This is a genomic window from Allomuricauda sp. CP2A (assembly GCF_001683915.1).
Taxonomy (GTDB): domain Bacteria; phylum Bacteroidota; class Bacteroidia; order Flavobacteriales; family Flavobacteriaceae; genus Flagellimonas.
The window spans coordinates 22,515-46,012 of record NZ_LXTT01000129.1; the positions used below are offsets into that span (position 1 = coordinate 22,515).

Below are 23,498 nucleotides of genomic sequence, written 5' to 3' on the forward strand. Positions count from 1 at the left end.
TCCCTCGAAAATTAATCCGTTATAAAATACAGCCATTTGGTCAACCCAAAAGGTGCATCCGTCAATCAAGGTCAAATTAGGACCTTAATGGCTTCTACATTTGCCTAATCTGTAAAAAATAATAACAAAAAAATTAAATTATGAAACTACAAAGATTATTTGTGTTGGGCTGTATGGTAGCATCCATGGCCCTTGTCACTTCTTGCTCGGATGGAGAAGATGGAGCTCCAGGAAAGAACGGAATTGACGGAAAGGATGGAACAAATGGAACGAATGGCGTGGATGGTGTTGATGGTACTGATGGAGCCGATGGAATCAATTGTTGGGATTTGAACGGTGATGGTATTGCCAATATGACTGGAGAATATACCGAAGACGTAAATGGCGACCAAGTTGTGGATGCCTTGGATTGCCAAGGTGCAGATGGACAAGGCACTACTGCAGGACGCATTATTGTGGATGTAAGCGCTGTTGTGGAAGGCACAAATCCTGTAACACTGGATACTGCCACATATCCAGAACTTGCCGCATTGACCCAAGAAGTTTTGGCCACCCATGCGGTCTTAGTTTATTTGAGTGATGGGGGCACCTATATATCCATTCCTGGAAGAGTTGAGTTCTTGGATTTACAGTACGATGTAACTTTTGCCACAGGGGCCGTCCTTATAACCATGTCTGATTATGATGGTTTTGATGTAGGTCCTGGCTGGTCAGATACTTTGACTGAGGTACACATCGTTCTTATCCCAACCACAGATTTAGCAGGCAAATCCCAAGCTGATGTTATGGCTTCCTTAAAAGGCCTTGGGGTGGACGCCAATGATTACCATGAGGTAATGCGTTATTTTGAAATAGATGAATACCAGCCTAACATTTAATATAAACAAGTAAGGGCTTCCGTAAGGGAGTCCTTTTTTTTTGGTGCTTTTTGATAAAAGTTGGTAATATACCGCGGATGGGATTCTTCAATCGCTTCGCTCTTTCAGGATGACATTGAAATTCAAACCCCGACGCTAAATCTAATGTCTATATATTCACATGGTCACTCCATAATCTGCTCAAACCACTGGTAGAGCTCTCCTTTGGTAATGACCGCTCCCTGTTTGATGATTTCAAATTTATCCGCGTTTTTATCCTCTCCATAGGCCTTTGAGGCGGTGAGATATTCCACAAAATCGGACTGAAAGTTACGCTTGAACCAATCAAAGCCCACTTTGGTACGCAAATCAATCTCGGGATTCATCACTTTTACCGAAAGGAGTTTCATTTCCTTATCGGTCAAATGAAAAAGATGCATATGTCGTTCAGAAACATTTTCCAAATACTCCACCTTGGAAAGCACACCTTCCCAAATGAGATCACTGAACACATCAATTTCCTCTTCGGCCACTGCCGGTTTTTCTTCTTTAATGGTTTTCCACTCCTCTGCCGTTATGGACTGTGTGGCCAAAAAATTAATGAACTCGGGGTGCAACTCCTCCAATTGTTCTTTTGAAAGTCTTTTATATTTCATCTGTTGTATTCTATTTTCAAAGGTCAGATGTAATTCGCTCAACATTTACATCAAGTTCATATTCCTCTGGCTCATTTCATGCTGCAAAAATAAAAAAGGACATGGAGAACATTCCCTTTTTTGGTCCAATAAAGCGGTCAGCCATCAGAATTAACCGTATTCTCCTTAAGTTTTAGTTAACAGCCTTATTTTGGGAAGCGCCTTAATTTATTGTAGTTTCGAAAAATAACCTATATAAAAATATTTTTAGAATGAGATTTTCGAAACCATGTAAAACTTTATTTGTTTGTCTATTAGCCATTGGGATGGGCGCTATTTCTCCGCTAAGCGCCCAAGAACAGGTAGAGGTGTCCGATGCTGAACTGAACAAGATTGCCTCTGCGTTCCAAGGCATCCAAGAAGTAAATAGAGCGGCACAACAGAAGGTTATGGAAACGGTTGAGGAAAATGGTTTTGAGACCGATAGGTTCAATGAGTTGTACCAAGCCTCAGCATCCGCAGACAAAACAGTTGATATCAGCGACGAAGAAAAAGAACGATTTGGGAAATTAATGAGCGAAATACAACAGTTACAGGTTGGTTTTACCGAACAAATTGAAGAAGTCATCAGCAATGAAGGCATGAGTCTGGAACGCTACCAAGTTATAGCCATGGCTTTGCAAAGCGATACTGAGCTTCAAGGCCGCTTAAAAACCATTTTGACGCAAGTACAGCAATAGGGAGATATTCAAGCATACGGATATCACAAAAAAGAGCCATGCTTTGCATGGCTCTTTTTATAGTATTGACTGAAAACCAGTATTTACTTCGCTTCAGCTATCACCTCAAAAGGAAATTCAACAACAACTTCTCGGTGAAGTCTGATGACAGCCTCATAAGGTCCTACCCTTTTGATGGCCCCTCCTTTAATATTGATAAACTTTCTGTCTATTTGGTGCCCTTCCTTGTCCAACGCGGCCGCTAGATCAATTGTGGTCACGGAACCGAACAATTTATCACCCGCTCCAACCTTGGCTGGAATACGGATTTCCAATTGTTTTAGGGCTTCCGCTGTCTTGTTGGCCGCATCAATGATCTTTTTCTCTTTGTGGGCTCTTTGTTTAAGGTTCTCTGCCAAAACTTTTTTGGCGGAAGGCGTGGCCAAGGTGGCCAATCCTTGAGGGATTAAAAAGTTTCTGCCGTAACCGTTCTTTACGGAAACGATATCATCTTTAAATCCCAAATCCTGTACATCTTCTTTTAGAATAAGTTCCATTCTCTGGTATTTTTTTATTTCAACATATCGCCAACGTACGGCATTAACGCTAGGTGGCGTGCACGCTTCACGGCCTGTGCCACTTTTCTTTGGTATTTCAAGGAAGTACCGGTAAGTCTTCTGGGAAGCAATTTACCCTGTTCGTTTACCAATTTCATCAAAAAATCCGGGTCTTTGTAATCTATATACTTGATGCCTGATTTTTTGAACCTGCAATACTTCTTTTGTTTGCTGGTCTCAATGTTAAGCGGGGTCAAATATCTAATTTCCCCGTCTTTCTTTGACTTTGCTTGTTGTTCAATAGATGCCATAACCCTATGCGTTTGCTTTTAATTTGGTTCTTCTTTTTTCGGCCCAAGCAATGGCATGCTTGTCCAGTTTAACGGTCAAAAAACGCATAACGCGCTCATCTCTTCGAAACTCCAACTCATAAGGCCCAATGGCCTCGCCTGGAGCGGTGAATTCGAACAAGTGGTAAAAACCACTTTTCTTGTGCTGAATGGGATAGGCTAATTTTTTAAGTCCCCAATCTTCCTTGGAGACCATTTTGCCACCATTCTTAATCAAGAAATCCTCAAATTTCTTGACTGTTTCCTCTATCTGTGTTTCAGACAGAACGGGATTTAAAATGAAAACAGTTTCGTAATGGTTCATATTATATATTTTAAAGGAGCGCAAAATTAGTGATATTTCCTTCACCCTGCAAGAAAACTAAAAAAACTTCGTTTAAGTACAAGAGTTATCAACAAAACCGAACCCTTTAAACATACATAACGTATATGGCAATATACACAACAAAATAGACCATGTTTACATCTTTTGTTGCTCTTAAACGTCTTTTTTATGTAATTTGCCGATGATTTAAAACCCTACAAATCACCCCATTCTATGAAATTAAAAAGTATAATTGTAGACGATTCCTCCATGCAGCGCATGGCTGTTGCAAAATTGGTCAACAATCATCCACATCTTGCTTTAGTTGCTGAGTACAGCAATGCCATTGAAGCCAAAAATGGCCTTAAGAACCATGAAGTCGATTTGATCTTTTTGGATGTTGAAATGCCCATTATAAGCGGTTTTGACCTTTTGGAGGCCCTAGAGAACCCACCACAGGTTATCCTTATTACAGGAAAACCTGATTACGCACTCAAAGCTTTTGATTACGACGTAACCGATTACCTTCACAAACCCATCACTTTGGCCCGTTTTGAAGCCTCTGTAAAAAGAGCCGTGGCCAAATACGAGCAGATGAACCGTGTTGATGAAGATGAAGAACATATTTTTGTAAAGAGCAACCTTAAAAAACGTAAGGTTATCCTAAACGATATTAAATGGATCGAGGCATTGGGAGATTACATTAAGTTGGTGACAGATGAAGCCAACATCGTAATCCTTTCCACCATGAAATCTTTCGAAAAGCAATTGCCGGCCGATAAATTTCTACGCATCCATAAATCCTATATTGTGAATCTGGAGAAGATTGAAAAATTCAACAGTAAAAATGTTGAAGTAGGGGGAAGACAGATTCCGTTGAGTAGAAACAAAAAGACTGAGTTGGCCGAAGCACTGGCCAATGTATAATTAAATGTGGTCCACATTGTAGACCAGTCTTACACTTTTATACTTGGAAATAGCATTAAAGGATTTTTCAATCCGTTTAATGCTATTTTTTGTTTGTGCCAACGACTGTTTTTTGGGGATCTTGATCAGGATGTTCTTCAGATAGTCCCTTCGGATACGTGCCACGGGAGGATATTCTGGCCCTAAAATATGTTGCCCCAGCACATTTCGCAGTGAACCGGCCATCCACTGGGCCGCCTCGTTCAATGTATTGAAATCCCTTGCCTTTAAAGTCACTTTAATGATACGCACCACAGGAGGGTATTTAAACTGCTCCCGCTCATACAGTTGCTCCGCAAACATTTTGTCGTAGTTGTTCGTGGTGACCTGTTGCAGAATTTGATGATATGGATTATAGGTTTGTATGAGCACTCTTCCCCGTTTCTGCGTCCGCCCTGCCCTACCCGCCACCTGGGTCAGCATTTGAAAACTGCGTTCATGGGCTCGATAATCGGGAAAATTCAACATGGAATCCGCATTCATGATGCCCACCAAGCTCACATTCCTAAAATCCAATCCCTTGGTGACCATTTGGGTGCCCACCAAAATATCCATCTCTTGGTTTTCAAAGGCCGAAATGATTTTTTCATAGGCATATTTACCTCGGGTGGTATCCAAATCCATCCGCCCCACGGACACTTTGGGGAAAAGCTGGCTGAGTTCCTCCTGAATCTGCTCCGTTCCAAACCCTTTTTTATCCAAAGTAGCACTTCCACAGGCCAAACAAGCTTGCTGTAACGCCATGTGATAGCCACAATAATGGCACCGCAGTTGGTTTCTATGCTGATGAAAGGTAAGGCTCACATCGCAATTGGGGCACTGGGCCACATGACCACAGGTAGTGCATTCCACCACTGGGGCAAAACCCCTTCGGTTTTGAAAAAGAATCACCTGTTCCCCTTCTTCCAAGGTCTCTTCAATGGCTTTGAGCAAAATTTCAGAAAAATGCCCTTTCATTCGTTTCTTGCGGGTAGCTTCTTTAATATCCACCAGGCTGATGTCCGGCATCAACACATTTCCAAAGCGGTATTGGATGGAAGCATACCCATATTTCCCTTTTTTGGCATTATCCATACTCTCAATACTTGGCGTGGCCGTCCCCAACACAATATTGGCCTTGTGCAGGGAAGCCAAGACTATGGAAGCGTCCCGGGCATGGTATCGTGGGGCGGGATCAAATTGCTTAAAGGAATTCTCGTGCTCTTCATCCACCACCACCAATCCCAAATTGGAAAACGGAAGGAACAGCGAAGAGCGTGCCCCAATAACAATCTGCGCCTTTTCGGCCTGGGCCAATACATTGTTCCAGACCTCAACGCGCTCATGAATGCTGTATTTGGAATGGTACACTGAGACTTTATGGCCAAAATAATGTCGCAGTCGATTGATCAATTGGGAGGTCAATGCAATTTCAGGCAATAGGTACAGTGCTTGCTTTCCTTGATCCAAACATTGCTCAATCAGTTTAACGTAGACCTCGGTTTTCCCGGATGATGTCACTCCATGGAGCAGGACGGGTTTGTTTTGGTCAAACCCGGTTTTTATGTCTTCAAGAGCTTTGGCTTGATGTTCGTTTAGGTCAATATTTTCAGATTCCTCGGATTCTTCCCTGTAATCCACCCTATCCTTTCTGATTTGATATTCTTCTAGAATATTCTTATCAATGAGTGCCTTGATCACCGCCCGTGAAGCACCACTTTCTTTTTCAAGGTCTTCAATGGGGATGGGTTTGTTGTTTTTGGCCCGTATCTGAAAAAGGGACAGCACTACCTGACTCTGTTTGGGTGCCCGGGAAAGTTCGTTGAGCAATGCTTCCAGTTGGCCCTCGTCATCATACACTTCGGAGAGTTTCACATATCTGACCAATTTGGGTCTGTACTGTTCATACAACTCCTCTTTTTGGTTCACCACGCCTTTTTGCACCAGTCTGTTGACCAAGGACAACACATGCTTTTTATCGACAATGTCACTTATTTCCCCAATTTTCAATGCGGTTTGGTGCTGAAGGACCTCATATACCAAAAACTCATCATCCTTGAGTTCCATTTCATCAATGTCAGCTTCTTTGTTGGGCAGCACCAAGGTTTCACTCTCCAACATAAAAGCACTGGGCAGGGCACTCCGAATGACTTCACCCAAAGTGCACATGTAATATTGGGCTATCCATTCCCAATGTTTCAGCTGAAATGGGTTGACCAAAGGTGTTTCATCCAAAATCTGGTAGATTTCCTTGGCTTCGTAGGCAGTTGGGGCATTGCTGTGAACCTGATACACCAATGCGGTATAAATCTTGGTCTTGCCAAAAGGAACGGCCACCCGCATGCCAGGGTGTAAAAAATCTGCTTCCTGTGGGGTGATCTTATAGGTAAAAAGACGTTCCAGAGGAATGGGCAGGACAACGTCTAAAAAATAATCCATACACTTACTCTTACTCTTCCAGTATCCTATGCCAGGTTTGTGTCCTGTACAAAAATGCCAAATAGCCCCTAACTTTTAGCCGATTCTCATTTTCATCATCCAGCCATACCTTTCCCCGAAAGGTCATGCCTTGCTCTGGATCAAACAACCTCTTTCCTTTGTATTCTCCCTTGCCGCTCTTTTCAAAATCGTCCATGATCTTCATGCCAACAATGGGCTTGTCCTTGAGTTCTCCATCGCACTTGGTGCAAAGGGCATTTTCCTTTCCCTCTTCCAAAATTTTGACAACTTTGGCCTGCATAAGCCCGTCTTCTTTATACACATGAATGATTGCTTTGTTTATTCCATTGCGGTCATCCACTGTTTTCCATTTTCCGAATACGGTCTGTCCCCATGCGGTTTGAAGAAGCAGAAAAAATGAAAGCAGTATCAATTTATTGGGCATCCTGTTGTTTTTCATGTTGTTTTTTTAGTGAATTAAGGGTTGCATTCAGCTCAAACCCCAATAATAGAATGTTGGAATTCAACCATATGAAAACCATTAAGATCAGCAATCCCCCCAAAGCTCCATAAAGTTCGTTATATCTGGCAAATTTTTCCACATAAATTCCAAAGAGGTACGAGGTCAGCAGGAACAATAAGGTCGTCATTAATGCCCCAATGGAAAAGAAGCGTGCCTTTCTGCCCTCAGCGGTTCCGAAATAATACAGAATGGAGGTGGTCAGATAGGAGAGGCAGATGAAAAATAATATTTTGGCGATCTGAATACCAAGAGTATCCCCTTTTTCAACATCATACCCGAAGGTTTTCCCGAGATATTCGCTGGTGTATTCCACAATGTAAAACTCAAAGTACACAAAAGCCACCGCCCCAACGATCAATAGTATGGAAAGAATCAGTCCAACCATTAACGCGTAAGCATATTGACGAAAAAAATTCCGGGTGAGTTCCACATGGTACGAGTTTTCAAATCCTCCAAAAATGGCGTTCACCCCATTGGCCATCAAAAAAATGGAAACCAAAAAGGCTGATGAAAGCAGTCCTCCTTGTTTTTGATCTTTGATCTGTTGGTAAATATCGCCAAAGTAGTCTCCTGTGGCAGATGGCAAAAACGACTCCAAAAACACCAAGAATTGCGCATCGAAATTTTCATTCCCAACGCTAACGTAGGGAATCACAAACGGGATCATGGTCACCAAAAAAATAAGTAAAGGGAACAGTGCCATAAACAAACTGAACGCAATGGAACTGGCCCGGGTGGAAAGGGCACCTCTCACAATGCCCAGTAGGTACATTTCCATCAAATCATAGAAAGAGAGCCCCTCAAAAGCCTTGAGCCTTATCTTTTTAAATAACCGGACCATCCAATTGACGACCGGAATCTTTTCCAATTGCTCTTCTATAACTTTGGACATTATACGGCTTTTAAACTTAGGTCCATATTATGCACGGAATGGGTAAGCGCACCAGAGGATATGTAATCCACCCCACACTGGGCATATTGCCGGATGGTGCCTTCGTTGATTCCTCCTGAAGACTCTGTGAGACATTGATTCCCAATCAAATTGACCGCTTTTTTGGTGTCTTCGTAGTTGAAGTTATCCAACAAGATACGGTACACTCCCTTGGATTGCAGAATTTCTTGAACCTCATCCAAATTCCGGGCCTCTACAATGATTTTCAGGTCTTTTTGGTGGTCTTTTAGGTATTGTTGTGTTTTTTGAATGGCTTTGGTGATGCCCCCAGCAAAGTCAATATGGTTGTCCTTGAGCATGATCATGTCGTACAGTGCAAATCGGTGGTTCTCCCCTCCTCCAATCTTCACAGCCCATTTCTCCAAAGCCCTAATTCCTGGAGTGGTCTTTCGGGTATCCAAAATCTTGGTGCCTGTGCCCGCCAAAAGCGCCACGTAGTGTTGGGTCTTGGTGGCAATGGCACTCATGCGCTGCATGGCATTCAGTACCAATCGTTCCGCTTTTAAAATGCTTTGCGAGCTTCCTTCCACATAAAAAACAATGTCTCCATGCTCCACCGGGCTGCCGTCTGCCATCAACACTTCAACCTTCAGCTTTGGGTCGACTTTGTGGAACACTTGCTTGGCAAATGCAACACCGGCAATAATACCTTTGTCCTTGACCAACAATTTTGCCTTTCCGGTAGCCGTTGAAGGAATACAGGCCAATGAGCTATGATCACCATCGCCCACATCCTCCCTGATGGCGTTGGCAATGATCAAATCAAGTTCGTTTTGGAATTGTTTTTCGGATATCATCCCATTGGGGTTTTAACGAAAATAGTAAAAACATTGCTCCTTCTCTACAATATCTATGGGGTTGTATTTCACTTTAAACAGTATTTTTGGACATGCAGATTACATTGATTGCCATTGGAAAAACGGATAGTGTTGAGCTAGAACAACTTATATCGATTTATGAGAAACGGTTGCAGCATTACATAAAGTTCCAGTTCCACATTATCCCTGATATAAAGAACAGTAAAAATCTTTCTGAAGCACAACAAAAGGAAAAAGAAGGAGAACTGATTTTAGGTCAACTTCAATCCTCCGATGTCCTGATTCTTCTTGATGAACGGGGAAAGCAATATACTTCGCTGGAATTTTCCCAATTCCTCCAAAAAAGGATGAACAGCGGCATCAAAAACCTTGTTTTGGTAATCGGTGGTCCGTATGGTTTCAGCGAATCGGTGTATGCAAGGGCCAATGGAAAAATCAGTTTGTCCAAAATGACCTTTTCACATCAAATGGTACGTGTGTTCTTGGTGGAACAGCTTTATCGTGGCTTCACCATTTTACGGAACGAACCGTATCATCATCAATAAGTTAGATGAGACAATAGACCGCTCCGCTTAAAGATTCAAGAATCAAGACATACTCCTGTCTCTTGTAATGGGTTATTCAGTTACTGCTTACTGCTTACTGCCTACTGAGTCATTGGAAGTCAGAAGTCGTCTGCCTGCCGCAGGCAGGGAAGTCGGAAGTTTGAACTTGTACTTTTGTTTGATGGACGGTTTCTAGTTCCTGGTTTCTAGTCTCTTGCAATTAATAAAGTACCCTAAACTTAATGGTGTTTTCCACATTTTTCAGTGCCTTGACCACTTCTTTGTCGTACTCCTTGTCCAAATCTGTGATCACATAGCCCACATCTGGGTCTGTGGACAGGTACTGCCCTGAAATGTTTAAGCCGTATTTGGCGAGCACCTCATTGATCTTGGCCATGATTCCCGGAACATTTTTATGGATGTGCAAGAAACGGTGCGCCTTGTTCTGTTTGGGCAGTCGGATATTTGGGAAATTCACGGCATCCACCGTATTTCCTGAATTGATGTAATCCATGATCTTATTGGGAACAAAATCCGCAATATCGCGCTGGGCCTCTTCTGTGCTTCCCCCAATATGTGGGGTTAGAATAACATTGGGCAATCCTTGTAATGGAGTTGAAAATTCGCCATTGCTTCGTGGCTCTGACGGGTACACGTCAATGGCAGCTCCACCCAGTTTTCCATTTTTCAGGGCTTCCGCCAACGCATCAATGTCCACCACAAAACCTCTGGACAGGTTAATGAGCATGGCCCCATCCTTCATTTGGTTGATTTCCCGCTCACTGATAAAGTTTTTGTTGGCCTTGTTATCATCCACATGCAGGGTAACCACATCAGAAATGGACAGCAAGTCTTCCAAAGTGTTGCATTTAACCGCATTACCCAGGGCCAGCTGGTCGGCAACATCGTAATAATAGACCCGCATGCCCATGGCTTCGGCCAAAACGGACATTTGCTTTCCAATATTTCCGTAGCCTACAATACCCAAGTTTTTTCCACGCACCTCCCGGGAATTGGCTGCCGTCTTGTTCCATTCGCCGTTATGGATTTCCGTGCTTCTGGTAAAGATATTACGCATAAGCATGATAATCTGACCTATGGCAAGCTCTACCACGGAACGGGTATTGCTGTATGGTGCATTGAAGACCACTACCCCTTTTTTCTTGCTGTATTCCAAATCAATCTGGGTAGTTCCAATACAAAACGCACCTACTACCATCAATTTATTGGCGGCATCCAATACTTTTTGGGTCACTTGGGTCTTGGAACGGATTCCCAAAACATGCACCCCTTTGATACGCTCAATGAGTTCTTCTTCGGGGAGACTGTGTTTTACAAGTTCAACAGAAAAGCCTTCTTCGGATAGGTTCTCAAAAGCGGCCGGGTGTACATTCTCAAGTAAAAGGATCTTGATTCTATTCTTGGGATAGGATAGGTTTCTTGGCAAATCGTTCACAAATAAAAATTCATCTAGGTTAGGTGCAACATGGTCGGCGTTGTTCGCAGCCTTTTCACGGTGCACATTTTCAGTGTAAGCAAAAAACTTGTGGGCAATTCCGGCTTCGCGCATCACATAATCGCTGTAGCCATCCCCTATGACCTGAACCTCGCCGTCCAAGTCAAGTCGTTTTAAGCACTCAATTTTCCCGTTATGGGAAGCCAACACGTTGGCCTCATCAAAACCGGTGATGTTTCCCGTTTCATCAAAGGTAAATGTATTGGCATATACGCGGTCCGAAGGAATATTGTATTCCGCAACAATAGGGTCAATAAATTCCTTAAAACCACAGGAAATCACATAAATATCTTCGGAAAATTCATGGAAGAAGTCCTTGTTTGAAGCGATGGATTTAGAAATCTTTTGTCGGAGTTCCACCACCAAATTTTCCAAATCGCTTTTATTGGCGTTCAACAATCGGATTCTCCTTTCCAAGGATTCCGTAAAGGATATATCCCCATCAATCCCCAAATTGGTAATGTGTTGAATTTCAGCTACAATCTCCTCTCTTTTGGGATTTCCCTGGAGGGTCATTTCCGCCAACACATCCAACGCCTCTACCCTGGTAAGGGTACTGTCAAAATCAAACACATATTTGCGCCCTGTTTCCACCATGGACATCTTCAAAAAATTAAGGGACAAAATTAAACATAAATTCTATCCTTATAATCGGAACTTATCAAAAACCTTACACATTTATGGATAAATCAAAAATCCCTTTGAAATTGTTTCAAATAGCACCCAAAAAGCATCATTTTGCAATTAGGCTTATAGTACAAGTTCAAAACTCAAGTTTCAAGTTTAAAGTTCAATAATCCAATAGTCCGTTGCCAATAACTGAATAACTAAAGGTCTATGTTCTCTTTTCCAACATCTCTTTTGACAAAAACCGAATAACAAAACAACCGAATAACTCAATAACTAACTTCCGACTTCCGACTTCGGACTTCCAACCATCAAAACCACCTTCGGGTCAACTTGCAATAGACACTATACTCCTGGCCAAACTTCTCCAAGAGCACCTCTTCCTCCGGTTTAATCTGAAAATGGTTCATCCAATACACAAAACCAACAGCCAATAGTGTGTTAAAGGCATTCCCCAACATGAGTCCGAAAGCCAATAAAAACAACAGCATGCCCAAATACATGGGGTTCCGAGAGTATTTATAAATGCCATTTGTGACCAGACTATTTGCCTTTTCCAAACGAAGCGGATCCGTGGTGGTGTGTTGTCTACCAAACTGGATCAATGACACCAAAATGACCAAAAAACCCAACCCAAAAAGAAAATAGGCCAGCTCTCTTCTTCCGAAAAAATCAAAATCCCCAACGGGAAGGAACTTTGCCAGTGCATACATTAATCCTCCAAAAATTATCATCACAAAAACTGGTGGCATCCAAAATTTCATAGTGTAACGTTTGCTCCTCGAAATTACTATTTTTGAAACTCAAATAGAACCCCTTTCCACTTGAAACTTGTATTTGCCACCCATAACGACCATAAACTAAAGGAAGTCCAGCAGCTTTTGCCCGAATCCATCGAGCTTTTGTCTTTGAAAGACATTCAGTGTTATGATGAAATCCCGGAAACAGGAAAGACTTTGGAGGAAAACGCTAAAATCAAGGCCGATTTTGTGACCCAAACCTATGGTTTGGATTGTTTTTCGGATGATACCGGGCTTTTGGTGGATGTGTTGAACGGAAATCCCGGGGTGTACTCGGCCCGATATGCCGGAGAACAGAAAAATGCCAAGGAAAACATGGCCAAGCTGCTTAAGGAAATGGAAGGGGAAAAGAATCGAAATGCCCATTTCAAGACCGTCATCCACCTAAACCTTCAGGGACAGAGCCATAGGTTTAACGGCATTGTGGAAGGTACCATCACTACAAAGGAGCATGGTTCAGGTGGGTTTGGCTATGACCCCATTTTTAAACCCGAAGGGTTTACCCAAACATTTGGGGAACTCCCACCAGAAACCAAAAATGCCATAAGCCATCGTGGCAGGGCTATCGAAAAATTGGTAAACTTTTTAAAAAACAAGACTTTATAGTAGCCACCGTATAAATTTAGCGTACATTTGCCGCTTTATTAACGCCGCCGGTATGGGCAAGGTGTTGCGATGGGCTCAAAGGTTATACAGGAATCGCTCTATGCAACACAACATATTTGCGATTTAAGGTATACACCGCTATGACAAAATTTGAAGCCTTGGGGTTGGATAAACCCCTATTGGATGCTATTTCCGATCTTGGATTTGAAACCCCATCAGAAGTACAGGAAAAATCAATCCCAATTTTATTGGAACAAGACACCGATTTGGTGGCCTTGGCACAAACAGGAACCGGAAAAACCGCCGCTTTTGGTTTTCCCATGATCCAAAAAATACAAGCTGACAGCAGAACCACCCAAGGATTGATTCTCTCTCCGACCCGTGAACTCTGTCTGCAAATCACCAACGAACTCAAGCTCTATTCCAAATATGTAAAAGGACTGAATACTGTGGCCATTTATGGTGGCGCCAGTATTACCGAGCAGGCCAAACAAATCAAGAGAGGTGCACAAATTGTTGTGGCTACGCCAGGACGGATGAAGGATATGATTGGCCGAAAGATGGTGGATATTTCCAAAATTGATTATTGCGTTTTGGATGAAGCCGATGAAATGTTGAACATGGGCTTCTTTGAGGATATCAAAGATATCTTGTCCAACACCCCCAAAGAAAAACTGACGTGGTTGTTTTCGGCAACCATGCCCAAGGAGGTGGCTACCATAGCCAAAAAGTTCATGCACCAACCCGTTGAAATTACAGTTGGGACCAAGAACGCTGGAGCTTCCACGGTACAACACGAATATTATGTGGTGGGTGGCCGTGATCGCTATGCTGCCCTAAAGCGTTTAGCAGATGCCAATCCGGGTATTTTTTCGGTGGTCTTTTGTAGAACCAAACGTGATACCCAACGTGTCGCTGAAAAATTGATCGAGGATGGTTACAATGCCGGGGCATTGCACGGGGATTTGAGCCAAAATCAGCGTGATCTGGTAATGAATGCCTTTCGGAAAAAACAAGTGCAGATGTTGGTGGCCACGGATGTTGCCGCACGAGGCATCGATGTGGATGATATCACACACGTAATCAACTACCAACTTCCCGATGAGATAGAAACCTACACCCACCGAAGCGGACGAACAGGGAGAGCTGGAAAATCCGGAATTTCCATGGTCATTGTTACCCGTTCCGAGCTACGGAAAATCAAGACCATTGAAAAAATCGTCAAGCAGGAATTTGTTGCCAAAAAGATACCCTCGGGCATTGAAATCTGTGAGATTCAATTGTACCACTTGGCCAATAGGATCAAAGATACCAAAATCAACAAGGAAATCGATCCCTATTTGCCGGCCATCAATGATGTGCTGGAAGGGATTGATCGCGATGAGCTGATTAAAAAAATGGTTTCTGTTGAGTTTACACAGTTTACCAATTACTACAGCAAGACCAAGGACTTGAACACTTCTGACAGTGGTACAAGTGAACGTGGACAAAAAGGAGGTGCTGATACAGGCAACAGTGGTTCCGTTCGCTATTTTATCAACATTGGGGAAAGGGACGGTTATGATTGGATGTCGCTGAAAGATTTTCTCAGAGATACCCTAAACCTTGAAAAAGAGGATATTTACAATGTGGATACCAAGGATAGTTTCTCCTTCTTCAACTCAGATGCGCAACTTACCGATCTTATCCTTCAGACCTTTTCTGAATTTAAGGTGGATGGCCGCTTTATCAATGTTGAAGTGTCCAAAAATCCCGGAGGTTCAGGTAAAGGAGGTGGCCGCAAGCGTGACAGAAATCGCGGCAGCCGAAAAAGTGGCGGAAATAAATCGTTCAAAGGGGGCAAAAAGGGAGGTTACGGTAAAAAAGGAGGCAAAAAAAGACAAGGGTTTTATTAGTTAATTCTATATTAAAAGCCAAGGGTCTCCTGTTTATTTTTCTTTGTTTAGTACTTTTATACCTACAAAGATTGCATGAGAAGAATTCTACTTACATTTTTTTCCATTATCCCTTTGTTATGCTTGGCCCAAAATGAGGATGAAAGACCCGCTTTGGAAGAGCTGACCGTTACAGTGGTGAATGCGCAGACAGATTTTCCTTTGGAAAGTGTGCACGTCATCAACCTGAATCAGGTGATAGGAACCATTACGGACCAAAATGGGAAATTTACCATAGAAGCCGCGGTCAACGATACGCTATACCTGAGTTATTTGGGTTTTAAATCACAAAAAGTGCGGGTCACCAATGATATGTTCAAGATCAAGGACACCAAAATAGCCTTGACCGAGCTGGCCTATGCGTTGGAAGAGGTGATCGTAAGCCCGTATCAACTTACCGGGTATCTGGAAATTGATGTGAAGAACCTTCCCGTCAACACCGCATACCAATATAGTATTTCCGGACTCAACACCAGTTATGAAGCCGGGAGCAAAAGTCCCAGTGCGGTAACGAAGGTGTTGGGGGCCATTCTGAATCCGGCGGATCTCTTGCGGAACCTCTTTGGCAAGAAACCCAAACAAATGCGCAAATTGCGGCAAATGAAAGAGGATGACGAGATCAAGAACCTACTCGCATCCAAATTTGACCGCGAAACCCTTACCGAACTGCTTCAGTTGGAGAAAGTGGATATTGAGGACATCCTCAACAACTGTAATTATTCCAAATCCTTTATCGCCACCGCCAATGATCTCCAGATTTTGGATGCCATCTCTAGCTGTTATGAGGAGTATAAAGTGCTCAATCGAAATTAAATCTTAATGGTTTTTCTTTTTTTTGGGTTGATGTTGTGAAGCTCTAAATAAATTTTAGAATTCCGTATTCATTTTATAGCTTTAAACAAAATCCCAAAACATGAAAAAACTACTTGTTCTCATGTCTTTCCTACCCTTTTTTATTGGCTGCAAGGAAGTTAAAAAAAAGCAGCAAACAGCAGAGCAGGTAGTTGAACAAGAAGTGCCCAAAAAGAAAGTGCCCTTTGTTTGGGAGGGTGCCAACATCTATTTTCTCTTGACGGACCGCTTCAACAACGGAAATCCCAATAACGATCTTCATTTTGAAAGAACCGAGGAAACTGGAGTACTCCGGGGATTTGAAGGCGGTGACCTACTTGGCGTCACCCAAAAAATTGAAGACGGCTATTTTACGGATTTGGGCATAAATGCCATTTGGCTCACCCCATTGGTGGAACAAGTGCATGGCGCCACGGATGAAGGTACCGGAAACACCTACGCCTATCACGGGTATTGGACCAAGGATTGGACTTCGCTTGACCCCAATTTTGGCACACGGGCCGATTTGGAAAACTTGGTAAAGGCCGCTCATGCCAAAGGCATTCGAATTCTTTTGGATGTAGTGCTCAACCATACAGGCCCAGTAACGGAAAAAGACCCGGTATGGCCCGAAAATTGGGTGCGGACCGGCCCCACATGCGAGTTCACCACCTATGAAAATACCACCGCTTGTACTTTGGTGGAAAACCTGCCCGATATTCTTACCGAATCCGATGAGAATGTGGAACTCCCTGATGCGTTATTGGCCAAATGGAAAGAAGAGGGTCGGTTGAGCAAGGAGTTGGATGAACTGCAACTTTTCTTTGAACGAACCGGATATCCCAGGGCACCCCGATATTACATCATCAAATGGTTAACGGACTACATCAATGATTATGGTGTGGATGGATTTCGGGTGGATACTGTAAAGCACGTCAACGAGGACGCATGGGAAGAGCTGCACAAAGAAGCCAACTACGCCTTTGAAACCTGGAAGAAAAAACACCAGAAGCATATTTTGGACGACAATCCCTTTTATATGGTCGGGGAAGTGTACAATTACGGCATTTCCGGAGGGCGCAATTTTGATTTTGGGGACAAAAAAGTGGATTTCTTCGATTACGGCTTTAAAAGTCTTATCAATTTTGAGTTGAAGACCGATGCCAACAAAAGTTATGAGAGCATTTTCAAAAAATACAGTGGGCTCCTTCATACCAAATTAAAGGACAAAAGTGTGCTGAACTATTTAACCTCCCATGATGACGGTGCTCCTTTTGACCCGGAACGGAAAAAACCCTATCGCACCGCCAATGTACTTTTGTTGACACCCGGGGCCTCCCAGGTGTATTATGGCGATGAAACCTCACGAAGTCTCATTATTGAAGGCACCCAGGGCGATGCCACCTTACGCTCTTTTATGAACTGGGAAGAACTGGACAGTGTCCCTGAAATCCAAAAAATCCATAAACACTGGCAAAAATTGGGACAATTCCGAAGAAACCACCCTGCCATTGGGGCCGGAAAGCACAAAAGGCTGGCCAAATCGCCCTATGTATTCTCCAGAACGTATGATAATGGCAAATATCGAGACAAAGTGGTGGTTGGACTTGATTTACCTAAAGGTAAAAAATCACTTTGGGTAAAGGGATTCTTTGGGGATGGCACCAAACTATATGATACCTACTCCGAAACCGAAGTGACCGTTGCCAACGGCAAGGTCATTTTGGAAAATGACTTTGATATTGCCCTTTTGGAACTGGTGGAGTAACCCAAAAACCTATTTTTCCAGTTGCTTTTTGAGGTTGGAAAGGCCTTCTTCAAAATCTTTCCCAACAGCTTTGTCCATGCTCATGAACAACATCATAATACTCATGGGAAACTTGTTTTTTCCTGAAAAGCCCCATGTTACTTTCGTGGTATTCGCATCCACATCTTCAGTGGTGATATAGGCATCCGAAGTGGATTTCCATGGCTTTAAAAATCGAAGTTCAGATTCTATGCGTTCTCCCTCCACAATTTTGGTGATTTCCTGCTCTCCCTCGCCTACTTCCTTGTTGCCGTTCCAGTAGTTCATGGAGCCGACCTCACCATCCGTGCCCGTGAATTTTTGTTCCATATTGGGATCACGTTTGCCCCAAGGCGACCATTCACCCTGTTTTTTAAGCGACCTCAAATACGTAAAAACCGTGGACTTGGGTTTGGCAATTTCAATAGAGCGGGAAACATTGTACGTTTTTGGCGCTATAAGGGCCAAAATAAGGATTAGCAGCACAAGGCCTGCCAAAATGTAGAGTAGTGTTGTCATGATCGTAAGTGATTGGTTAACAGCTAAAAATACAAAAAAGTTTAATCGGACAAATACCTTTTGATAATGCCCTTCACATTTTTAATCGACTTTTTGGTCCAGTCCAATCGCTTTTCCAAAATTTCAATATCGGATAACTGCCAATCCAATGAGGAATCCCTCACTTTTTGGGCCAAATCTTGGATAATGATGGCCGCAGAGACCGAAACATTCAAGCTTTCCGAAAAGCCCACCATGGGAATCTTGAGAAACCCATCGGCCTTTTGCATCACTTCTTCACTCAGTCCCTCTTTTTCGGTGCCAAAGAAGAGTGCGGTTTTGGTCTTGGGATAAAAGTCATGCAACAATTGGGAACCGTCATGGGGCGTGGTGGCCATGATTTTGTAGCCGTCGCTTTTCAATTGGTCTATGCATTCGGACGTAGTCCGATACCGATGCACATCCACCCACTGCTCTGCCCCCATTGCAATATTTTTGTCCAACCGTTTTCCAAAACGGTCTTCCACCACATGGACGTCTTGGATGCCAAAAACATCACAGCTCCTAATAATGGCACTGGTGTTGTGCATCTGGAACACATCCTCAATGGCCACGGTAAGCAGCTTGGTCCTGTGCTTCAACACCTCCAAAAAACGCTGTTTCCGTTCTTCGGTGAGGTAGGTTTCCAGATAAGTGAGCAAGTCATCGTTAAACATAAAAACAAGATAGGAAAATTTAAAAACGTGGATTCTTAAAAAATGGATTTGCTATCTTGGGGCTAAATCAAGTAATAGGGGAAATCATGGGAAAATTGGAAACAATAAAAAAAAGGATGATGGTTTTAAAAATACCCACATTCATTGGCATTATTGCTCTTTTCCTTTCTTTCACAAATAAATTTGTGGATAATGGCAATTCAGAAAGGGAAAGTTTCGATATAAAAAAGGACTTATTATTGGCGCAATTTGATTGCAAAACCGATGTTGATGATCTTCATACCATTGCTGCTTTTGCCACATTATTGGCCGATTCAAGTTTCAATGGCCTAAATTACCACGCAGTTGCTGGCACTTATGGCATTCAAGATGGGCTGTATGTTCCACCAAACAGCTTATTTCAACTCGCTTTTGGCGACAACTGGACCGATGCCCATACTAACACAAAACGAGCCGTTGAACGTGTCAAAACCATAATCAAGTCAACCTTTGATAAACAAGGGGATATATGGATAGCGGAAGCCGGTCAATCAGATTTTACTGCAGAACTAATTAAGGCGGTTCATGCTGATTTTCCTGAAATTAGTACACAGGAACGCATTCATGTAGTTCAACATAGTAATTGGAATGAAGAATCTACTTCTCCCGAAAGCCTTGAATTCGTTAAAAAGAATTCAGATTACATAAAGATTCCTGATGGTAATGCGGTGGGAAACGGAACTCCAGGGTTTAGGGATGCTGAGCACACCAGTTGGAACAAGAATATGACCAATCCTAGAGTGATTGAAATTTGGGAGCATGCCATTGATTTGTCCAACACCTATAATGGAAAAGAAGGGCGTTACAACAACGAGGCTATTTCGGCAGGTGGATTGGACTTTTCAGATTTGTCCGAAGTTTGCTGGATATTAGGCGTACATGACCTTAGAGATGTTGAAGACTTTTTTAATCAATATTCCAAGTAAACAACCTATTGTTGGTTGCAAAAATTGAATTGTACGAAATAATTATCTCCTTTTAAAAAATCGAACCTATAGTTTGAAAATATTTATTTAAAATGCCCAAACCAAAAATAGTCGTACTTACCGGGGCCGGAATGAGTGCCGAAAGCGGCCTAAAAACCTTCAGGGATGCTGACGGACTTTGGGAAGGCCATGATGTCATGGAAGTGGCTTCGCCCCATGGTTTTGCCAAAAACCCGGAATTGGTATTGGAGTTTTACAACCAACGCAGACGACAATTATTGGAGGTTCGCCCCAATGCGGGACATTTGGCCCTCGCCAACTTGGAGCAACACTTTGACGTAAGCATTGTCACCCAAAACGTGGACAATCTCCACGAAAAGGCAGGAAGCTCTCATGTGGTGCATCTCCATGGCGAGTTGTTCAAGGTGCGTAGCATCCGGGATGAGACTTATATTTTGGATTGGACAACCGATTTGGTCTTGGGTGATTTGGATGAAAATGGGCATCAATTGCGGCCCCATATCGTTTGGTTCGGAGAAATGGTGCCCATGATGGAAACCGCGGCCCGCATTACCCAACAAGCCGATATTTTAATCATTATCGGCACCTCCATGCAGGTGTATCCCGCCGCTGGACTGATCCACTATGCCCCAAAACAAATTCCAATTCATTTTGTGGACCCCAAGCCCACCGTGCGCCAATCAGATTTTGACAATCTTACGGTACGGGCAGAAACAGCTGCAAAAGGCGTCCCTATTCTTGTTGAAGAGCTGATTCGTAACTGGTCCTAGCCGCTTTGGCCCAATCCATCAACGCAGTTTTCTGGGATTCGTCCAATCGTGCAGCGTGGTGGGTCCAAGTGTATTCCTTCAAAGGCATTTTACCTTCCTCCACTTCTTCAACCAGTTCCTCCAACTTGTGGTCTTTCTTTTTTACGGTATAGTTTTCCCAATCCGAAAAGTTCAAATGTTCCTTGCCTTCCTCAACATGGTCGGCCAACCAATACGAAACCGGGGCGATATTGTTGTACCAAGGATAAATGGTATTGGCACTATGGCAATCGTAGCAAGCACTTTTTAAAATGGTTTTCACTTCGGTACTGGGTTGGGTCTCCGATTCAAAAGCCGCGACATAATTACCTTCCGCTTGGTTTTTGGCAGGTCTGATAAACTGCATGCAGACAAAGATGACCAACAATGCAATTGCTATTTTTTTCACTATTTTCATCACTCAAGATTTCCTATAAAGATACGCCATTGTGACCAAAGAAGAACTGCATATTTCCCTGAAATCGGGAAGACTTTCCAAAGCCGATGTGGACCAACTCGTCAACAAATTGGTAAAGTACCCTGACTTGGTGGGCGAACTCCTCGAAGCAATTTTGCTGGAAGAACAGGAAGGCACCTTCAACGCTAGTTGGACGTTTCGACATCTGATGCAAAAGAAACTGGACTACTTGTTACCTTTTTTCAACGAATTTACAGAACTATTGGGCAGCTTAAAATCCGAAGCTACCATCCGAGCCGTGGCCTGTGTCTGTGAAATGGTGTGCGTGGCCTATTTCAAAAAGAAAGACCCAGCCTTTCAAAAGGTAGTCTCAGACGAACAATTGGAAAAAATAATGACCGCCTGTTTTGATTGGCTTATCAGTGACATGAACATGGCCCCCAAGGTCTTTTCCATGACCAGTCTGTACTATTTGGGGCTAAAATTTGACTGGGTGCACCCACAATTACGACTGATTTTGGAGGACACCTATGCATCGGGGACCACCGGGTATCAAAACCGGGCCAAAAAAACACTGGACAAGTTAGCCCAAATAGGCCGCTAAACTCCATGGGTTTAAGTATCTTTGCAACTTTCAAAATTGTTCGTAGAAATGTCCCTAACACAACTCAACGCCATTTCACCCATTGATGGCAGGTATAGAAGCAAGACCAAAAGCCTGAAGGATTATTTTTCCGAAGAGGCCCTCATCAAGTACCGAGTTCAGGTGGAAATTGAATATTTCATCGCGCTTTGTGAAATTCCACTGCCACAATTGGCCGATTTTGACACAAAAAAATTCCCTGAACTTCAGAAAATCTATCAAGAGTTTACTTCGAAAGATGCGCAGGCCATCAAAGAGATTGAAAAGGTCACGAACCACGATGTAAAGGCGGTTGAGTATTTCATCAAACAACAATTTGATGCCTTGGGATTGGAAAAACACAAGGAATTTATCCATTTTGGATTGACCTCGCAGGACATCAACAACACCGCCATCCCCCTTTCCATCAAAGAGGCGATGAACGATGTATATGTGCCTTCGTATTTTGAGGTATTCGAAAAGTTGAAGGAACTGGCCGCGGCATGGGAGAACATTCCCATGTTGGCACGGACGCACGGGCAACCCGCCTCCCCCACCCGTTTGGGCAAGGAGATTGCCGTTTTTGTGGAACGGTTCAAGGAGCAGTTCAATTTATTGAATGATATACCCAGCGCAGCCAAATTTGGTGGCGCCACCGGAAATTACAATGCCCATAAAGTGGCCTATCCCCAAACGGATTGGAAAGCTTTTGGAAAGCAATTTGTACAGGAGAAATTGGGCTTGCACCACTCCTTCCCCACCACCCAGATTGAGCACTATGACCACATGGCGGCCCTTTTTGACGCCTTAAAGCGCATCAATACCATCCTTATTGACTTGGATAGGGACTTTTGGACCTATATTTCCATGGAGTATTTTAAGCAGAAAATCAAAAAAGGGGAAGTGGGTTCATCGGCCATGCCGCACAAGGTAAACCCCATCGATTTTGAGAATTCCGAGGGAAATTTGGGCCTGGCGAACGCTGTTTTTGAGCATTTGTCCGCCAAACTGCCCATTTCCAGATTGCAGCGGGACTTAACGGATAGCACTGTATTGCGAAATGTGGGCGTTCCCTTTGCGCATACTTTGGTAGGATTCCAATCTACTTTAAAAGGGTTGAACAAATTGGTGTTGAACCAAGCCAAATTTGAGCAGGATTTAGAGGACAATTGGGCCGTGGTGGCCGAAGCCATCCAGACGATTTTGCGTCGCGAAGGCTATCCCAATCCCTACGAAGCCCTAAAGGGCTTAACCCGAACCAATGAAAAAATCACCCAAAAGTCCATTGCGGATTTTATTGAGACCTTGGAGGTTTCGGATGCCATTAAAACGGAGTTGAAGCAGATTACCCCGGCGAATTATACGGGGGTGTAGAGTGTAGATTGTGTTGTTTTTATTCTAAATATCTCGGCTATAAGTTATTGCCTTCTGGCCTTTAGTTCAGTTTTCTGTCGTCAGTCTTTGATTTATTCCACATTTCTTTCATCAAATCTTTGGTGGTCTCATCTTCAAAAAATTTTTCAATTCTTTTTCTATCCTTACTTTTTAAATCACCTTTTATTAATTGGCAATTATCTAACCTGAAAACAGCATTAATTGAATTATCACTTGATTTCACGTGAAAATGAGGTGGGTTATGGTCATTAGGGTAAATTTCTATTTTTAGATTTCGTATTCTTCCCACGAGCTCTTTAATAAAATAGAATTCTCCATCAGGAGTGATGAC

The 23,498-nt window shown here is 43.0% G+C and carries 26 protein-coding genes; 12 read left to right on the forward strand and 14 right to left on the reverse strand.

Going from position 1 to position 23,498, the window contains the following annotated elements; genetic code table 11:
- Positions 1–140: 140 nt before the first annotated feature.
- Positions 141–878 carry a collagen-like protein gene (locus tag A7D14_RS14845; protein ID WP_141673420.1) on the forward strand — a complete coding sequence of 246 codons (738 nt, stop codon included), beginning with the start codon at positions 141–143 and terminating at the stop codon, positions 876–878.
- Between the two features lie 164 nt (positions 879–1,042).
- Here the strand turns inward: A7D14_RS14845 and A7D14_RS14850 are convergent, their stop codons facing one another.
- Entirely contained in the window at positions 1,043–1,513 is a 471-nt protein-coding gene (locus tag A7D14_RS14850) for a DUF6495 family protein (RefSeq protein WP_067036288.1), read from the reverse strand.
- Positions 1,514–1,818: 305 nt separating this feature from the next.
- Here A7D14_RS14850 and A7D14_RS14855 point away from each other — a divergent pair, with 305 nt between their 5' ends.
- A complete protein-coding gene (locus tag A7D14_RS14855) occupies positions 1,819–2,232 on the forward strand; it encodes a DUF4168 domain-containing protein (RefSeq protein ID WP_176712432.1) in 414 nt (137 codons plus the stop codon).
- Positions 2,233–2,315: 83 nt separating this feature from the next.
- On the opposite strand, the gene rplI is transcribed toward A7D14_RS14855, so the two are convergent.
- From rplI to rpsF, 3 genes are read right to left on the reverse strand one after another with little or no spacing between them, the layout of a single operon-like run.
- Complete coding sequence (rplI, locus tag A7D14_RS14860) at positions 2,316–2,768, reverse strand: 50S ribosomal protein L9 (RefSeq protein WP_067036294.1); 453 nt, start codon at positions 2,766–2,768, stop codon at positions 2,316–2,318.
- A 14-nt stretch (positions 2,769–2,782) separates the two neighbouring features.
- Positions 2,783–3,079, reverse strand: coding sequence for a 30S ribosomal protein S18 (gene rpsR, locus A7D14_RS14865; protein ID WP_014031368.1), 297 nt, complete (start codon positions 3,077–3,079; stop codon positions 2,783–2,785).
- 4 nt (positions 3,080–3,083) lie between these two features.
- Complete coding sequence (gene rpsF / locus A7D14_RS14870; RefSeq protein WP_067036297.1) at positions 3,084–3,422, reverse strand: 30S ribosomal protein S6; 339 nt, start codon at positions 3,420–3,422, stop codon at positions 3,084–3,086.
- Between the two features lie 234 nt (positions 3,423–3,656).
- On the opposite strand from rpsF, the gene A7D14_RS14875 reads away from it, so the two are divergent.
- A complete protein-coding gene (locus tag A7D14_RS14875) occupies positions 3,657–4,349 on the forward strand; it encodes a LytR/AlgR family response regulator transcription factor (protein WP_036385488.1) in 693 nt (230 codons plus the stop codon).
- Here A7D14_RS14875 and priA read toward each other — a convergent pair whose 3' ends face one another.
- The 4 genes from priA to nadC are packed head-to-tail and all read right to left on the reverse strand — an operon-like array spanning position 4,350 to position 9,078.
- On the reverse strand, positions 4,350–6,806 hold the full coding sequence (gene priA / locus A7D14_RS14880) for a primosomal protein N' (RefSeq protein ID WP_067036300.1): 2,457 nt from the start codon (positions 6,804–6,806) through the stop codon (positions 4,350–4,352). It abuts the gene before it with no gap.
- 10 nt (positions 6,807–6,816) lie between these two features.
- Positions 6,817–7,266: a DUF2147 domain-containing protein gene (locus tag A7D14_RS14885; protein WP_067036303.1), complete on the reverse strand. Its 450-nt coding sequence runs from the start codon at positions 7,264–7,266 to the stop codon at positions 6,817–6,819.
- The gene (locus tag A7D14_RS14890) at positions 7,241–8,221 is read right to left on the reverse strand and encodes a YihY/virulence factor BrkB family protein (protein ID WP_067036306.1); all 981 of its coding nucleotides are present in this window, start codon (positions 8,219–8,221) and stop codon (positions 7,241–7,243) included. The genes A7D14_RS14885 and A7D14_RS14890 overlap by 26 nt, the downstream gene beginning before the upstream one ends.
- On the reverse strand, positions 8,221–9,078 hold the full coding sequence (gene nadC, locus A7D14_RS14895) for a carboxylating nicotinate-nucleotide diphosphorylase (RefSeq protein WP_067036309.1): 858 nt from the start codon (positions 9,076–9,078) through the stop codon (positions 8,221–8,223). Before nadC ends, A7D14_RS14890 begins: the two co-directional genes overlap by 1 nt.
- A 92-nt stretch (positions 9,079–9,170) precedes the next feature.
- On the opposite strand from nadC, the gene rlmH reads away from it, so the two are divergent.
- On the forward strand, positions 9,171–9,644 hold the full coding sequence (gene rlmH, locus A7D14_RS14900; protein WP_067036311.1) for a 23S rRNA (pseudouridine(1915)-N(3))-methyltransferase RlmH: 474 nt from the start codon (positions 9,171–9,173) through the stop codon (positions 9,642–9,644).
- Between the two features lie 220 nt (positions 9,645–9,864).
- Here the strand turns inward: rlmH and serA are convergent, their stop codons facing one another.
- Together serA and A7D14_RS14910 are read right to left on the reverse strand one after the other, a co-directional pair.
- Complete coding sequence (serA, locus tag A7D14_RS14905; RefSeq protein ID WP_067036359.1) at positions 9,865–11,757, reverse strand: phosphoglycerate dehydrogenase; 1,893 nt, start codon at positions 11,755–11,757, stop codon at positions 9,865–9,867.
- 341 nt (positions 11,758–12,098) lie between these two features.
- Complete coding sequence (locus A7D14_RS14910; RefSeq protein WP_067036314.1) at positions 12,099–12,551, reverse strand: methyltransferase family protein; 453 nt, start codon at positions 12,549–12,551, stop codon at positions 12,099–12,101.
- A gap of 60 nt (positions 12,552–12,611) precedes the next feature.
- Between A7D14_RS14910 and A7D14_RS14915 the strand changes: the two genes are divergently transcribed.
- The 4 genes from A7D14_RS14915 to A7D14_RS14930 all read left to right on the forward strand — a co-directional run bounded on the left by A7D14_RS14915 (position 12,612) and on the right by A7D14_RS14930 (position 17,726).
- A complete protein-coding gene (locus A7D14_RS14915; protein ID WP_067036317.1) occupies positions 12,612–13,193 on the forward strand; it encodes a non-canonical purine NTP diphosphatase in 582 nt (193 codons plus the stop codon).
- Positions 13,194–13,333: 140 nt separating this feature from the next.
- A complete protein-coding gene (locus A7D14_RS14920) occupies positions 13,334–15,088 on the forward strand; it encodes a DEAD/DEAH box helicase (RefSeq protein WP_067036320.1) in 1,755 nt (584 codons plus the stop codon).
- 75 nt (positions 15,089–15,163) lie between these two features.
- The gene (locus A7D14_RS14925) at positions 15,164–15,940 is read left to right on the forward strand and encodes a carboxypeptidase-like regulatory domain-containing protein (protein WP_067036323.1); all 777 of its coding nucleotides are present in this window, start codon (positions 15,164–15,166) and stop codon (positions 15,938–15,940) included.
- Between the two features lie 100 nt (positions 15,941–16,040).
- Positions 16,041–17,726 carry an alpha-amylase family glycosyl hydrolase gene (locus A7D14_RS14930; protein WP_067036326.1) on the forward strand — a complete coding sequence of 562 codons (1,686 nt, stop codon included), beginning with the start codon at positions 16,041–16,043 and terminating at the stop codon, positions 17,724–17,726.
- A 9-nt stretch (positions 17,727–17,735) separates the two neighbouring features.
- Here the strand turns inward: A7D14_RS14930 and A7D14_RS14935 are convergent, their stop codons facing one another.
- Together A7D14_RS14935 and A7D14_RS14940 are read right to left on the reverse strand one after the other, a co-directional pair.
- On the reverse strand, positions 17,736–18,263 hold the full coding sequence (locus A7D14_RS14935; protein WP_067036328.1) for an SRPBCC family protein: 528 nt from the start codon (positions 18,261–18,263) through the stop codon (positions 17,736–17,738).
- 41 nt (positions 18,264–18,304) lie between these two features.
- A complete protein-coding gene (locus A7D14_RS14940; RefSeq protein ID WP_067036331.1) occupies positions 18,305–18,958 on the reverse strand; it encodes a TrmH family RNA methyltransferase in 654 nt (217 codons plus the stop codon).
- A gap of 119 nt (positions 18,959–19,077) precedes the next feature.
- Between A7D14_RS14940 and A7D14_RS14945 the strand changes: the two genes are divergently transcribed.
- Together A7D14_RS14945 and A7D14_RS14950 are read left to right on the forward strand one after the other, a co-directional pair.
- Positions 19,078–19,923 carry a hypothetical protein gene (locus A7D14_RS14945; RefSeq protein WP_067036362.1) on the forward strand — a complete coding sequence of 282 codons (846 nt, stop codon included), beginning with the start codon at positions 19,078–19,080 and terminating at the stop codon, positions 19,921–19,923.
- A 92-nt stretch (positions 19,924–20,015) separates the two neighbouring features.
- A complete protein-coding gene (locus tag A7D14_RS14950) occupies positions 20,016–20,714 on the forward strand; it encodes an SIR2 family NAD-dependent protein deacylase (protein WP_067036334.1) in 699 nt (232 codons plus the stop codon).
- Here A7D14_RS14950 and A7D14_RS14955 read toward each other — a convergent pair.
- The gene (locus A7D14_RS14955) at positions 20,677–21,150 is read right to left on the reverse strand and encodes a heme-binding domain-containing protein (protein WP_067036337.1); all 474 of its coding nucleotides are present in this window, start codon (positions 21,148–21,150) and stop codon (positions 20,677–20,679) included. The genes A7D14_RS14950 and A7D14_RS14955 overlap by 38 nt on opposite strands.
- 31 nt (positions 21,151–21,181) lie before the next feature.
- On the opposite strand from A7D14_RS14955, the gene A7D14_RS14960 reads away from it, so the two are divergent.
- Entirely contained in the window at positions 21,182–21,754 is a 573-nt protein-coding gene (locus A7D14_RS14960) for a hypothetical protein (RefSeq protein WP_067036340.1), read from the forward strand.
- 48 nt (positions 21,755–21,802) lie between these two features.
- Complete coding sequence (gene purB, locus A7D14_RS14965) at positions 21,803–23,146, forward strand: adenylosuccinate lyase (protein WP_067036344.1); 1,344 nt, start codon at positions 21,803–21,805, stop codon at positions 23,144–23,146.
- 61 nt (positions 23,147–23,207) lie between these two features.
- On the opposite strand, the gene A7D14_RS14970 is transcribed toward purB, so the two are convergent.
- The coding region (locus A7D14_RS14970; RefSeq protein ID WP_067036347.1) for a DUF4160 domain-containing protein at positions 23,208–23,498 on the reverse strand (291 nt) is incomplete at its 5' end.

Coding starts and splice junctions, on each gene's coding strand:
- A7D14_RS14845 (WP_141673420.1), top strand. CDS start 141: ATGAAACTACAAAGATTATTTGTGTTGGGCTGTATGGTAGCATCCATG.
- A7D14_RS14850 (WP_067036288.1), bottom strand. CDS start 1,513: ATGAAATATAAAAGACTTTCAAAAGAACAATTGGAGGAGTTGCACCCC.
- A7D14_RS14855 (WP_176712432.1), top strand. CDS start 1,819: ATGGGCGCTATTTCTCCGCTAAGCGCCCAAGAACAGGTAGAGGTGTCC.
- rplI (WP_067036294.1), bottom strand. CDS start 2,768: ATGGAACTTATTCTAAAAGAAGATGTACAGGATTTGGGATTTAAAGAT.
- rpsR (WP_014031368.1), bottom strand. CDS start 3,079: ATGGCATCTATTGAACAACAAGCAAAGTCAAAGAAAGACGGGGAAATT.
- rpsF (WP_067036297.1), bottom strand. CDS start 3,422: ATGAACCATTACGAAACTGTTTTCATTTTAAATCCCGTTCTGTCTGAA.
- A7D14_RS14875 (WP_036385488.1), top strand. CDS start 3,657: ATGAAATTAAAAAGTATAATTGTAGACGATTCCTCCATGCAGCGCATG.
- priA (WP_067036300.1), bottom strand. CDS start 6,806: ATGGATTATTTTTTAGACGTTGTCCTGCCCATTCCTCTGGAACGTCTT.
- A7D14_RS14885 (WP_067036303.1), bottom strand. CDS start 7,266: ATGAAAAACAACAGGATGCCCAATAAATTGATACTGCTTTCATTTTTT.
- A7D14_RS14890 (WP_067036306.1), bottom strand. CDS start 8,221: ATGTCCAAAGTTATAGAAGAGCAATTGGAAAAGATTCCGGTCGTCAAT.
- nadC (WP_067036309.1), bottom strand. CDS start 9,078: ATGATATCCGAAAAACAATTCCAAAACGAACTTGATTTGATCATTGCC.
- rlmH (WP_067036311.1), top strand. CDS start 9,171: ATGCAGATTACATTGATTGCCATTGGAAAAACGGATAGTGTTGAGCTA.
- serA (WP_067036359.1), bottom strand. CDS start 11,757: ATGGTGGAAACAGGGCGCAAATATGTGTTTGATTTTGACAGTACCCTT.
- A7D14_RS14910 (WP_067036314.1), bottom strand. CDS start 12,551: ATGAAATTTTGGATGCCACCAGTTTTTGTGATGATAATTTTTGGAGGA.
- A7D14_RS14920 (WP_067036320.1), top strand. CDS start 13,334: ATGACAAAATTTGAAGCCTTGGGGTTGGATAAACCCCTATTGGATGCT.
- A7D14_RS14925 (WP_067036323.1), top strand. CDS start 15,164: ATGAGAAGAATTCTACTTACATTTTTTTCCATTATCCCTTTGTTATGC.
- A7D14_RS14930 (WP_067036326.1), top strand. CDS start 16,041: ATGAAAAAACTACTTGTTCTCATGTCTTTCCTACCCTTTTTTATTGGC.
- A7D14_RS14935 (WP_067036328.1), bottom strand. CDS start 18,263: ATGACAACACTACTCTACATTTTGGCAGGCCTTGTGCTGCTAATCCTT.
- A7D14_RS14940 (WP_067036331.1), bottom strand. CDS start 18,958: ATGTTTAACGATGACTTGCTCACTTATCTGGAAACCTACCTCACCGAA.
- A7D14_RS14945 (WP_067036362.1), top strand. CDS start 19,078: ATGGTTTTAAAAATACCCACATTCATTGGCATTATTGCTCTTTTCCTT.
- A7D14_RS14950 (WP_067036334.1), top strand. CDS start 20,016: ATGCCCAAACCAAAAATAGTCGTACTTACCGGGGCCGGAATGAGTGCC.
- A7D14_RS14955 (WP_067036337.1), bottom strand. CDS start 21,150: ATGAAAATAGTGAAAAAAATAGCAATTGCATTGTTGGTCATCTTTGTC.
- purB (WP_067036344.1), top strand. CDS start 21,803: ATGTCCCTAACACAACTCAACGCCATTTCACCCATTGATGGCAGGTAT.